The sequence below is a fragment of the Barnesiella sp. WM24 genome (assembly GCF_004570975.1).
In the GTDB taxonomy this organism is placed as follows: Bacteria; Bacteroidota; Bacteroidia; order Bacteroidales; family Muribaculaceae; genus Muribaculum.
On sequence record NZ_SPPC01000001.1, the window covers coordinates 23,312 to 35,567 of the forward strand.

The 12,256-nt window shown below is 49.5% G+C and carries 11 protein-coding genes; 3 read left to right on the forward strand and 8 right to left on the reverse strand.

What is annotated here, in order from left to right; genetic code table 11:
• Nucleotides 1-117 precede the first annotated feature (117 nt).
• Nucleotides 118-2,904, forward strand: coding sequence for an excinuclease ABC subunit UvrA (uvrA, locus tag E4T81_RS00095; protein WP_135040316.1), 2,787 nt, complete (start codon nucleotides 118-120; stop codon nucleotides 2,902-2,904).
• Here the strand turns inward: uvrA and E4T81_RS00100 are convergent.
• From E4T81_RS00100 to uxuA, 7 genes are all read right to left on the reverse strand, one after another.
• On the reverse strand, nucleotides 2,899-3,975 hold the full coding sequence (locus E4T81_RS00100; protein WP_135040318.1) for a hypothetical protein: 1,077 nt from the start codon (nucleotides 3,973-3,975) through the stop codon (nucleotides 2,899-2,901). The genes uvrA and E4T81_RS00100 overlap by 6 nt on opposite strands.
• Before the next feature lie 47 nt (nucleotides 3,976-4,022).
• Entirely contained in the window at nucleotides 4,023-4,310 is a 288-nt protein-coding gene (locus E4T81_RS00105; RefSeq protein ID WP_135040320.1) for a hypothetical protein, read from the reverse strand.
• A 2-nt stretch (nucleotides 4,311-4,312) separates the two neighbouring features.
• Nucleotides 4,313-4,693: a phage holin family protein gene (locus E4T81_RS00110; RefSeq protein WP_135040322.1), complete on the reverse strand. Its 381-nt coding sequence runs from the start codon at nucleotides 4,691-4,693 to the stop codon at nucleotides 4,313-4,315.
• A 111-nt stretch (nucleotides 4,694-4,804) separates the two neighbouring features.
• The gene (locus tag E4T81_RS00115) at nucleotides 4,805-5,005 is read right to left on the reverse strand and encodes a YtxH domain-containing protein (RefSeq protein ID WP_135040324.1); all 201 of its coding nucleotides are present in this window, start codon (nucleotides 5,003-5,005) and stop codon (nucleotides 4,805-4,807) included.
• Nucleotides 5,006-5,031: 26 nt separating this feature from the next.
• Nucleotides 5,032-5,229, reverse strand: a complete 198-nt coding sequence (locus E4T81_RS00120) for a YtxH domain-containing protein (protein ID WP_135040326.1) — start codon at nucleotides 5,227-5,229, stop codon at nucleotides 5,032-5,034.
• 70 nt (nucleotides 5,230-5,299) lie between these two features.
• The gene (locus tag E4T81_RS00125; protein ID WP_135040328.1) at nucleotides 5,300-6,112 is read right to left on the reverse strand and encodes an SDR family oxidoreductase; all 813 of its coding nucleotides are present in this window, start codon (nucleotides 6,110-6,112) and stop codon (nucleotides 5,300-5,302) included.
• 7 nt (nucleotides 6,113-6,119) lie between these two features.
• On the reverse strand, nucleotides 6,120-7,280 hold the full coding sequence (gene uxuA / locus E4T81_RS00130) for a mannonate dehydratase (RefSeq protein WP_135040330.1): 1,161 nt from the start codon (nucleotides 7,278-7,280) through the stop codon (nucleotides 6,120-6,122).
• Nucleotides 7,281-8,361: 1,081 nt separating this feature from the next.
• Between uxuA and E4T81_RS00135 the strand changes: the two genes are divergently transcribed.
• The gene (locus E4T81_RS00135) at nucleotides 8,362-9,426 is read left to right on the forward strand and encodes a glycosyltransferase family 1 protein (RefSeq protein ID WP_135040332.1); all 1,065 of its coding nucleotides are present in this window, start codon (nucleotides 8,362-8,364) and stop codon (nucleotides 9,424-9,426) included.
• 897 nt (nucleotides 9,427-10,323) lie between these two features.
• Nucleotides 10,324-11,103, forward strand: a complete 780-nt coding sequence (locus tag E4T81_RS00140; protein ID WP_135040334.1) for a DUF5672 family protein — start codon at nucleotides 10,324-10,326, stop codon at nucleotides 11,101-11,103.
• A gap of 56 nt (nucleotides 11,104-11,159) precedes the next feature.
• Here the strand turns inward: E4T81_RS00140 and E4T81_RS00145 are convergent, their stop codons facing one another.
• Nucleotides 11,160-12,221, reverse strand: coding sequence for a glycosyltransferase family 9 protein (locus E4T81_RS00145; protein ID WP_135040336.1), 1,062 nt, complete (start codon nucleotides 12,219-12,221; stop codon nucleotides 11,160-11,162).
• Nucleotides 12,222-12,256: the final 35 nt, after the last annotated feature.

Here is a 12,256-nt window from a genome sequence, read left to right on the forward strand (position 1 = left end):
CTTCGAAAAAACGAAATTTAAGCCCGCTTAAATATTTTTCATCAGCAACAGCACCCGCAATCTATGGCATTTCGCCATTTAATTAGTAACTTTGCGAGTTAAATACAATCGACCAAAATGGCAGAACGCAATATACTTGTCAAAGGCGCACGCGTCAACAATTTAAAAAACGTTACAGTAGAAATACCCCGCAACAAGCTTGTGGTCATAACCGGGCTGTCAGGCTCGGGAAAATCATCGCTTGCCTTTGACACCCTGTATGCCGAAGGTCAGCGCAGATATGTGGAAAGTCTGTCGGCCTATGCCCGCCAGTTTCTCGGGAAAATGGCTAAACCGGAAGCCGATTTCATCAAAGGACTTCCGCCGGCAATCGCCATTGAACAGAAAGTAAACACCCGCAACCCGCGCTCCACCGTCGGCACATCGACCGAAATCTACGATTACATGCGACTCCTCTTCGGACGTATCGGCAAAACCTATTCGCCGGTGTCAGGACTGCAGGTAAAAAAACATACAATCGAGGATGTGATAGCAACAGCTCAATCTTATCCCGAAGGCACGCGCATAGCCGTAATCTCTCCGGTTTCACTGCCGGAAAACCGCACTTTCCGCCAGCAGCTTGAGATATATCTCAAAGAAGGCTACTCGCGAGTGGTAAAAGACGGAGAGTTCACCTTGATAGAGGACCTGATGTCGGCGCCCGACACCCCTGACGACGCCGAAGGCTATGACCTGCTTATCGACCGACTTGCCGTAGAGACTTCGGGCGACGAGGCGAGCAGGCTTGCCGACTCCATAGAGACTGCATTTTTTGAAGGTCACGACACAATGAGCCTGCTCGCATGGAGCGAGTCGGGGCTTCACCGCCATGACTTCTCAAAACGGTTTGAAGCCGACGGCATAACATTCCGCGAGCCGAGCGAACTGATGTTCAACTTCAACAATCCTTACGGTGCATGTCCCGAATGTGAAGGCTTCGGCAAGGTAATAGGTCTTGACCCCGACCTGATAGTGCCCGACAAGTCGCTGTCGGTATATGAGGATGCCATAGTGTGCTGGCGTGGAGAAAAGATGAGCGAATGGAAACGCGAGCTTATCCATATCGCCCCCCACACAGGATTTCCTATCCACCGCCCCTACTGCGACCTCACGCAAAGCGAGCTTGACCTGCTCTGGCACGGCAACGGAAGGTTTCGCGGCATTGACGGCTTTTTCAAGATGGTGGAGGAAAACCAGTACAAGATACAGTATCGCGTGATGCTTGCCCGCTACCGTGGCAAGACTGTGTGTCCCGTGTGCCACGGCTCACGCCTCAACCGCGACGCTTCTTACGTAAAAATCGCCGGCAAGACCATATCCGATCTTGTAAGGATGCCCGTCAGCGACCTGAGGGAATGGTTCAAGCGACTTGAACTCGGTGACTCCGACACCAAAATCGCGTCAAGGCTGCTTGTCGAAATCAACAACCGCATCGGATTTCTCTGTGATGTAGGGCTCGGGTATCTTACCCTCGACCGCCTGTCATCGACTCTTTCAGGAGGTGAAAGCCAGCGCATCAATCTTGCCACATCGCTCGGAAGCAGCCTCGTCGGCTCGCTTTACATACTTGACGAGCCGAGCATAGGACTTCATTCACGCGACACCGACCGCCTGATAGGAGTTTTGAGAAAGCTCCAGAAAATCGGCAATACCGTCGTGGTCGTGGAACACGACGAAGAGATAATGCGCGCCTCCGACTATATAATAGACGTGGGTCCCGAAGCCGGACGCCACGGCGGCGAGATAATCTATCAGGGCGACGTGGCAAATCTCCAAAAAGCGACTGACTCCTACACGGTAAAATATCTCAACGGCGAGATGTCAATACCGTTGCCGAAACGCCGCAGGCAGTGGCGCGATTACATCGAGGTGGTCGGCGCGCGCCAACACAATCTGAAAGACATCGATGTAAAGTTTCCGCTCGGCGTGATGACTGTGGTGACGGGAGTGAGCGGCTCAGGAAAATCCACTCTCGTGCGCGACATCCTGTATCGTGCGATGGTGCGTCATCTTGGAAATCCCGGCGACTCCCCCGGTCTTCACAAAGCCCTGCGAGGCGACCTGCAGCGCATATCGGCAATCGAATTTGTCGACCAGAATCCTATCGGCAAGTCGTCGCGAAGCAACGCCGCGACCTATCTGAAGGCATTTGACGAGATACGCCGCCTCTTTGCCGAGCAGCAGTCGGCAAAGCAGATGGGATTTGCCCCCGGCTATTTCTCCTTCAACTCCGAGGGAGGACGCTGTGAAGAGTGCAAGGGAGAAGGCACGATAACAATAGAGATGCAGTTTATGGCTGACATAGTGATTCCCTGCGAGGCATGTCATGGAGAACGATACAAAAAAGAGGTGCTTGAAATCAAGTACCGCGACAAAAATATCAACGACGTGCTCAACATGACCGTCAACCAGGCTATCGAATTTTTTGGCGAGAGCGGCGAGTCGCTGCCGAAAAAGATTGTGAGGCGCCTGAAGCCGCTGCAGGATGTAGGACTCGGCTATATCAAACTCGGACAGTCGTCGTCAACCCTTTCCGGCGGAGAAAACCAGCGCGTCAAGCTCGCCTACTTCCTTTCGCTTGAAAAGCCGGAGCCTACAATGTTCATATTTGACGAGCCGACCACCGGACTGCATTTTCACGACATCAACACTCTGATGGACTCCTTCAACAGGCTCATATCCCTCGGTCACACGGTGATAATCATCGAGCACAACATGGACGTGATAAAATGTGCCGACCACATAATCGACATAGGTCCCGAAGGAGGCGCCGAGGGAGGCAACATCGTGGCCGAAGGCACTCCCGAGCAGGTAGCTGCTGTAGCAGAAAGCTACACCGGCAGGTATCTTGCCGAAAAGCTATAGCCTTATCTTCTTCTTTGACTTCTTGCCGAAACGGGTATTGAACGAGTCAAAGTAGACCCGCAGCTGCAGGCGCTGATAAAATATAAAGCTGCCTTTGGCTAAATTGAAGTCAAGCGAAGCCTGCAGGTCGACATATCTGTTGTGGAGCAACCGCGCATAAACGTCGGTGCGGTTATAAAACGAGGTCTGATAAAACGGTTCGCCGGGATATAGCCCCGCGCCAAATTCCGCATATGACGGCAACAGCCTGTCGCCCATGTAAAACGAGTTTTTCAAGCCAAGCCAGCGCCACTCGCCGAGCAGCTCAAACCATCCGCCGCCAGGTGTTTTCCACCCGTCATCATTTGCCCGGTTACGCTCTACCGTGAGCAATCCACCGACACGCAGCTCAAGCCTGTCAAGCGGAGTGACGCGACAGAGATCAAGCCCTACATAAGGATTGAGCAGGAAATTATCGACGATATGCTGATCGGCAGGGGCGTTTTTCTGAAGCGCGTAGTGATTCATCATCGCGTTACCGCCCACAAGCAGCAGCCCTCCTCCGGGAGCGCCCTCGCCATGAAACACGATGTTAAACGCCTCTCTGCGCACATCGCTCTGCATGCCTCTCCAGTCAATGTAGGCCTCAAGCCATCCGTGGCGAAGATTATACTGTACAAGCGCTCCGCGTATATTGTGCTGGAAATAGCTCAACGAGTCACTCCAGAGAAAGCCCGGAAGCTCACGGCGCAACTGCCAGCGCGGAAACAGTCCCATTGAAAAGCTCCACCGCCTGCTTTCATGACGATAATAGATTGTAGGATTCAGGCGTCCGTCGTCCCAGTCATTGGTAAGATGCTGTGTCCACACCACTCCACCGGCTATGCGGTCATGTTTGGTAAGCCTCACGCCCACTTCCGGGGCGAGCACAGTAAAAAAGTAAGTCTTGGGGTCGGTAATCTTACGGTCGCCCTCACGGTTGTCAAACACAGAACTGAAGTCAACACTCCAGGTCACTTCCTGAGCATTGCCGACGGCACACATACATAGCAAAAATGCCGCCCATACAGCGGCTGTTCTAATAAGTCTCATTCCTATAAATCAACTGTTTACTTTTTCCTTACGTCAAGACCTACCGCCTATCGCTTGAACACGCGGTAAATCTTACGTATCTGTTTAGTCGCCTGAAATGCAAGAAGAGCATAGTCGACGATGGTAAATCCGGTAAACACCTTTTTCATCATCCCTCCGGCGAAGCCCGACTGCTGGCGTGTCATAATCTGATGTGCGGCTGAAGTAAGCTTTTCGCGCTTGACCTCCATTTTCACATGATTGACCGCACGCTGATAGCGGAGATCGTCAAGCGTGTAGCCCGACCATTTTTTCAATCCGTCAACAGGCAATTGTGATGGCACCTTGCTTTCCATAACTATTCGGCTTTTTTGTTATTGTTATTGTTTTGATGAGGGAGCGGGTCAAGAAACAGTCTTGACAGAAACCGTGCGATAGGGTCTATAAACAATGACCTGCGGAATATCATCGCAATCGCAGCTATAAGCAGATACACGCCTCCCATGATAAGGAAGCACCACATCTCGGGGAGCACCTGGGCAAGAAGCAGCACAAGCGCTATCGAGATAAAGAAAAACGCGCACACACCTAAAAGGAGCAGCAACGCCGCCATTGCACCGTGGGAAAGTAGCACGGTGGTCTTTTCTATTGAAAGTAATTTCAGATTTTCCAGATACAGCTTACCCCACTCCTTCGCATTGGCAAGAGTCCTGCGCAGTTCATCGTTTTGTTCACTCATGACTTGCTAAATAGTTAAAAACGTAATCGAAAAGCCGGGACGCGAAAACAGTCGTTATGCCGATCGCGCGTCCCGGATATGATGTCAATAAGCCCTGACGACTGCTAAAAGTCAATCGTCAAGACTCTGTGTAAGCTGCTCTACAAGAGCGTCGACATCGCTTTCGGTGCATATTATGCCACGCTTGCGGAGAAGGTCGCAGATGCGTTTACGCAGATCCTCACCCTTTTCAGGGGCAAAAAGAAGAGCGGCACCGGCGCCTACTATCGCACCGCCAAGAAATGCCGAAATAATTCCTAAACTATTATTCATGATTTAACGTAACTCTTTGATGGTTTTTACTTCTTTAATTCCTCGGCTATCTCATCGGCAAGCTCTTCCATCTGGTTCTTTTTCAAGCTGATGCCCTTGTCTTTAAGAAAGCGCACAATCTGGTTGCGTGTATCCTCGCCCTTTTCAGGAGCAAGAAGGAGTCCGATTGCGGCACCGGCAATAGCGCCGCCGACTACTGATAGAATAATGTGTAACGGTTTCATTTCGTCAATTGTTTTATTATTGAATAATATATGTCACTTTATAGGTATAACACATTTTTTCTCTCATTGTTTACATCGCAAACGCATTGAAACCGCCGTCGACCACAGCCACTGTTCCGGTGACAAATGTCGATGCGTCGCTTATAAGATACTGAATCGTACCACAGAGCTCCTCGGGCTTGCCGAAGCGCTTGAAGGGAGTCTGACGGATTACGTCGGCGCCACGCTCCGTGAGCGAGCCGTCGGGATTGGTGAGCAACGCACGGTTCTGATTGGTAAGGAAAAATCCGGGGGCAATCGCGTTGACACGTATCGACGAGGTGAACTTGGTGGCAACCTCGTTGGCAAGAAACGCGGTGAAGTTGCTTATACCCGCCTTTGCGGCTGCATAACCGAGCACTCGAGTCATCGGGCGGAACGCAGCCATCGACGAGAAGTTGACAATCGAGCCGCGCCCAGCGTCAACCATAGGCTTCAGAAACACCTGGGTAGGAATCACCGTGCCTGTCAGGTTCAGATTGAGCACTCGCTCAAACTCATTGACTTTCACGTCGAAGAATGTGCCGGAAGGAGCGATGGTGGCGCCGGGCATGTTACCACCGGCCGCGTTAAGGAGAGCGTCGACGCGTCCATAGGCAGCCATGATTTCATTGCAGTTTTCACGCACCACCTCTATATCCATCACGTCGGTCACAAGAAACATCGCCTCGCCGCCCTTAGCCTTAATCTGCTCGACAAGCCTGTCGCCTTCGTCACGTCGGCGCCCCATCAACACTACCTTCGCACCCTCAAGCGCGAGATATTCTCCTATACATGCACCGAGCACCCCGGTGCCGCCGGTGATTACCACCACCTTATCTTTTACTGAAAACAATTCGTTCATAAGCCTACTATTTTAAATTATTTACAGCAGCCATGATGCCCGACACCATTCCGAGGGCAAGCATCCTGCCATGAAATGAATAACCCGCATTATACCCCATCTTGTCGTCACCGAGCATCAACGGAGCGTGGTCGACACGCATCGGCACTCCCGGACGGCGTGTCTCAAATGTATTTATCACGTCAATCAGCCTGGGGTCAAGGTGGGTCGACTCCTTGAAGTCACCGTCGGGCAACACGTTGCAGATACGGGCATGCACGAAGTGGGTGCGGTCGGCATATTTCTTTGCCAGTGCAGGCACATCGTTATGGGCTCCCGCACTCAGCGACCCGGCGCAGAAGGTCAGTCCGTTGTGGCTATCGGGCACAGCGTTGAGAAACCACTCTATATCCTCGTCACAGGTGACGATACGCGGCAGCCCGAGTATCTGCAAGGGGGGATCATCGGGGTGTACACACATGTTGATGTCATACTCGCGACACACCGGCATGATAGCCTCAAGAAAATACTTCATGTTGGCTCTCAGCTTGTCGCGGTCAATGCCGTCATATAGCTTGAGCAGCTCGCGGAACGTGTCGACCGGCGTAGTGTCATCTTCCGAGATATTACCGTTGACAAAGCCCTGTGTCTTCACGATGATATTGTCGACAAGACGGCGCTCACCCTCCGGAGTCATGGACTTCTTCAGCTCCTCAAGACGCGCAAGGGTAGCCGCGTCATAATCCTTCTCGGCGCCCTCGCGCTTCAGAATACAGCAGTCAAAGTAAGCAAACTCCGCTTTGTTGAAGTAAAGGTTGGATGTACCGTCGCCGTTAGGATACTCAAGGTCGGTGCGCGCCCAGTCAAGCACAGGCATGAAGTTGTAGCATATAGTCTTCACGCCTGCCTTGCCGAGATTGGCAAGACTCTCCTTGTAGTTTTCGATAAGCTGCGGCCTGTCAGCACCGCCATATTTTATCGACTCGCTGACCGGAAGGCTCTCTACCACCGACCAGCGCATGCCGTGGGACTCTATGAGATTTTTCATCTTCATGATTTCCTCATAGCTCCACACTTCCCCGTTAGGGATATGATGCAAAGAGGTCACAATACCCTCCACACCAATCTGCCTGAGCATGTCAAGCGTAATCTTGTCATTGGGTCCAAACCAACGCCATGTCTTTTCCATTGATAAATCAGGTTAGTAAGTTCTTCACAAAGATATATAAAAAAGCCCGATTTCCGCGCTGCGCACACAAGAAAGATTACACAAGTGCCGCCACATGACATGTCGCGACGTAATGCAGCACGGTTGCATCCCCTCCTGGGGATAAATTGCGCGTGGATGACATGGCGCGCCATGCACATACGGCGGGCGACCGGGAGGTCGCCCCTACAGCTACGCGGTGTAACCATGCCATATTACATTGATTCACAACACGCAATGTAGGGGCGAGTGGAAGCTCGCCCGCGCTGCATCAACCCAAAACAGCGACGGGACACAGCACGGCTGCATCCCCTCCTGGGGATAAATTGCGCATGGATGACATGGCACGCCATGCATATACGGCGGGCGACCTCCCGGTCGCCCCTACAGCTACGCGGTGTAACCGCACCCTATTCCATTGATTCACAACATGCAATGTAGGGGCGAGTGGAAGCTCGCCCGCGCTGCATCAACCCCAAAACAGCGACGGGACGCAGCACGGTTGCATCCCCTTGTGGGGATAAATTGCGCATGGATGACATGGCGCGCCATGCACATACGGCGGGCGACCTCCCAGTCGCCCCTACAGCTACGCGATGTAACCCCGTTGTATATCCTTAATTTACAACATGCAATGTAGGGGCGAGTGGAAGCTCGCCCGCGCTACATCAACCCAAAAACAGCGACGTAATGCAGCACGGTTGCATCCCCTTGTGGGGATAAATTGCGCGTGGATGACGTGGCACGCAATGCATATACGGCGGGCGACCTCCCAGTCGCCCCTACAGCTACGCGATGTAACCCCGTTGTATATCCTTAATTTACAACATGCAATGTAGGGGCGAGTGGAAGCTCGCCCGCGCTGCATCAACATCAAAAACAGAGACAAGCGATATAACGACTTCAACGTTTAATCGCATCTCCCGTCATAATCCGCAAATACACATAATCCGCAAATACAATCTGCAAGAAACCAAATGCCGGCATCACCATCTCAGATTTTTTACCTATCTTTGCGTTCCTTATTATAAAAAATCAAATCAAGACAAAATAATCGACAGAAATGACATCGACCAATCACAAGAAAAAAGTCCTTATCGACCTTACCGACTATGGAAATATCACAATGGGTTTCGGACAGATCGCAGAAAACTATGCAAAACTGTTTGCAGAAAGCGACCACGATGATTTTCAACTGATTTACATGATGCCAAAAGGCTTTGTCGGCGGCAATGTTGAAGTTCTTGAAAAAAAAGGAATTTACAGGTATATTCCCTTTTTATTGCCTAAGATAGATGTATGGCATGCAGTAAATCAACAACGCAAAATCTATCCTGCCCACGATAATGGCAAACTTATATATACTATTCACGATCTCAACTTTCTTGTCGAGAAAAAACCGGCGAAAGCGGCGCGATATCTGAAACGCATGCAAAAAAGGTGCGATCAAGCATCAGTAATCACAGCAATATCTCAGTACACAGCCGACATCGCAAAAAAAAACATCGACCTTAAAGGTAAAGAAATAAGAGTTATCTATAATGGAGTCGAGCGAATTGACATGCAACCTGGCAAGCAGCCACGATTTGCAACCGGCAGACCATTCTTTTTCACAATCGGTCAAATCCGCGAGAAAAAGAATTTCCATCTTTTAATTGATGTCATGAAGGAATTTCCTGAATATGACCTCTATATATGTGGCGATACAAATTGCGGACGTGAAGTATATTCCAATAAGATACGCAGCGAAATTGCAGAAAAAGGACTCACAAACGTTTACCTGACAGGCACAATAAGCCAGGAAGAAAAGACGTGGCTCTACCGCAACTGCGAAGCTCTGCTGTTCCCGAGTCAGGGAGAGGGCTTCGGCATCCCCCCGATTGAAGCTATGCAATTTGGCAAAGCAGTGTTTGCTGCAGCCCGCACATCATTGCCGGAAATATGCGGAGGCTACGGCTTTTTGTGGGAGAAACTGACTACCGAAGAAATGGTCGACAGCATAAGGAAGAATCTGCCGGGATTTTATGACGACAAGGCTCGCATAGAGAAGATTAAGCAATATGCCTTTTCTTTCTCTTACGAGAGCCATATCAAAGCCTATCTTGACTTATATCGGGAGTTGCTATAGCCTGTCAAGGAGCGAATCGAGACGAAGCATCACTTCATCGGGCGTGGTTTCCGTCAGGAATCCTCATGGCATACATTTAGATGATTCCTACGGAAACATTATCATTGGGGTTACGGCTACCGTGGGTATCGCTGCGCTCAACCCACGGCTAAACATAGATTATCCCCGGCGGGGAAAAATTGCGCGTGGATGACATGGCGCACCATGCATATATAGCGGGCGAGCTTCCACTCGCCCCTACAGCTACGCGATGCAACCGTGCCATATTTCATTGATTTACAACACGCAATGTAGGGGCGAGTGGAAGCTCGCCCGCGCTACATCAACCCCAAAACAGCGACGGGACGCAGCACGGTTGCATCCCCTTATAGGGATAAATTGCGCGCGGATGACATGGCGCACCATGAACATACGGCGGGCGACCTCCCGGTCGCCCCTACAGCTACGCGATGTAGCCGCACCATATTCCATTGATTTACAACACGCAATGTAGGGGCGAGTGGAAGCTCGCCCGCGCTGCATCAACCCAAAAACAGAGATGGGACGCAGCACGGTTGCATCCCCCTTGTGGGGATAAATTGCGCGTGGATGACATGGCGCGCCATGCACATACGGCGGGCGACCTCCCAGTCGCCCCTACAGCTACGCGGTGTAACCGTGCCATATTTCATTGATTTACAACACGCAATGTAGGGGCGAGTGGAAGCTCGCCCGCGCTACATCAACCCAAAACAGCAAAAGGGATAGAACGACTTCAACGTTGAATCGCATCTCCCGTCATAATCTGCAAGGACCCAAATGCCGTATCACCATCTAAGATTTTTTACCTATCTTTGTAATCATTATTATAAGAATGTGCTCTAACGCATATCTGCCTGGTGTAATTGACATTATCTTATGAACAAAATTAAAATCGTAATTCCCATTTATCGAACAGAGCTAAATCAAAACGAGATAATGGCTCTTGATAACAACATCAACAAGTTATCGGAACACCCTATAGCTTTTATAATACCGGAAAATCTTGATATTTCAGAAATTAGTGCTAAATATCCAAAAGTAGAAATCATACAAGTGTCTGACGAATGGTTAGGTACTAAAAATGGCATAGATGGATATAACCGGATGATGATGTCGGAAGAATTTTACCGGATTTTCAAAGATTATGAATATATTTTCATATGCCATATTGATTCATGGATATTCCGTGATGAAGTGAATTATTGGTGTGATAGAGGCTATGATATTGTTGCTCCGCCTTGGCCTAAATCAAAACGATTCTACTTTTTCCCATTCAAACAGATTCTTTCATCTAAAATAAAAAAAAGGAGGGGTGAGGTCCATTGTCGAGAGATTGTATATGACCATATCGGCAATGGCGGACTATCTTTGAGAAAAGTAGCCTCTTGCTTAATGGCTTGTCAAAAATACAGCAAAAAAATAAATGAATATATTCAACTTTCAAAGAGCAAACCTTTCTACTACGAAGATGTTTTTTTCGCTTTAGAACCTAAAGAGTTCAATTATCCTGATACACAGGAAGCGGTCTTCTGGGGTGCAGATATCAGACCGGATATGTGTCTATATCTAACCAAAGGTCAGCTTCCAATGGGTTGCCATGGTTACGCACATAAAAGACGCAGAAAATATTGGGAGAAACATATTCCAATCAAGTAGGTTCTTTCTCTTACGAGAACCATATCAAAGCCTATCTTGACATCTATCGGGAGTTGCTATAGCTTGTCAAGGAGCGGATTGAGGCGAAGCATCAGTTCATCAGGCGTAATTGAATCAAAGAGTTCTTCATGCGTCATAGACATCCGTGCATCAGCTGCGACTATATCATCGACCGATATGCCGCAGGCAGTGGTGCGATTCTGCGGCATCCACACCTTAGGAGAAGCAGAAGGCGAGAATATGGCAAACGAAGGAATGCCAAGAGCCTGTACAAGATGGCGTGTACCGCCCTCGTTTCCATAATAAAAATCACAGTTGGCACACAAAGCGGCAAGTTCACGCAATGAACGTGCCTGTAGATTTATCTTTACACATGACGGCTCGCCAAGACGCTTGAACATGTCACGGGCATCTTTCTCCTCCTGACCTGGAGCATAGTTGAACACCATCTGAAAATCAGGATGCCGCGCGATTATACGCCGCAGTGTCTCAGCCATAAAATCCATGTTCCAGCGCTTTTTCAAAATCTTTGTCGTGACTCCTACAAGTATCACAGGTCGTGAAAAGTCGATACCCTCACGCTCCATATAATTACGGAAGTCGTTACGCTCCTTTTCCGTGATATGTATACTGAAATCACTGACCGGCACTATATCTCCTATGCGGTTAAGCGGACCGGCAAGCATCAGATTGCGCTCCACCATGTCAATGTCAGCAGAGTGATCATTATTGCGAACCTCATCGGTGAGCAAGAAGCGCGTATAACCTTTCTTCACACCTATGCGGAAAGGCGTAGACAGTGAAAATGCCGAAAACAACAATGTGTTGAGAGTCGACCTCATATCTATAATCACGTCATAATGACAGTCGTGGACAATGCGCCACACTTTTGCCGCATATGTGGTGAACGGTTTTAGCTCGCTCTTATCAAACGTAATAATCCGGTCAATATCAGGATGTCCCTCATAAAGCGGGGCAATACCTTTGTTTAATACAAAATGAATTTCTGCACCGGGAAAATTTCGCTTCAGGGTGGAACACAATGCAGTAGCAAGAATCGAATCACCAACCTGACGGAAGCGTATTACCAATATTTTCTTTATATCATTTTTATTCATTGTCAACTCTGAAACCGGTATAATCTATAGCACTA

Bases quoted from the DNA above. Each gene is read 5' to 3' on its own strand.
- uvrA (WP_135040316.1), top strand. From the start codon at position 118: ATGGCAGAACGCAATATACTTGTCAAAGGCGCACGCGTCAACAATTTA.
- E4T81_RS00100 (WP_135040318.1), bottom strand. From the start codon at position 3,975: ATGAGACTTATTAGAACAGCCGCTGTATGGGCGGCATTTTTGCTATGT.
- E4T81_RS00105 (WP_135040320.1), bottom strand. From the start codon at position 4,310: ATGGAAAGCAAGGTGCCATCACAATTGCCTGTTGACGGATTGAAAAAA.
- E4T81_RS00110 (WP_135040322.1), bottom strand. From the start codon at position 4,693: ATGAGTGAACAAAACGATGAACTGCGCAGGACTCTTGCCAATGCGAAG.
- E4T81_RS00115 (WP_135040324.1), bottom strand. From the start codon at position 5,005: ATGAATAATAGTTTAGGAATTATTTCGGCATTTCTTGGCGGTGCGATA.
- E4T81_RS00120 (WP_135040326.1), bottom strand. From the start codon at position 5,229: ATGAAACCGTTACACATTATTCTATCAGTAGTCGGCGGCGCTATTGCC.
- E4T81_RS00125 (WP_135040328.1), bottom strand. From the start codon at position 6,112: ATGAACGAATTGTTTTCAGTAAAAGATAAGGTGGTGGTAATCACCGGC.
- uxuA (WP_135040330.1), bottom strand. From the start codon at position 7,280: ATGGAAAAGACATGGCGTTGGTTTGGACCCAATGACAAGATTACGCTT.
- E4T81_RS00135 (WP_135040332.1), top strand. From the start codon at position 8,362: ATGACATCGACCAATCACAAGAAAAAAGTCCTTATCGACCTTACCGAC.
- E4T81_RS00140 (WP_135040334.1), top strand. From the start codon at position 10,324: ATGAACAAAATTAAAATCGTAATTCCCATTTATCGAACAGAGCTAAAT.
- E4T81_RS00145 (WP_135040336.1), bottom strand. From the start codon at position 12,221: ATGAATAAAAATGATATAAAGAAAATATTGGTAATACGCTTCCGTCAG.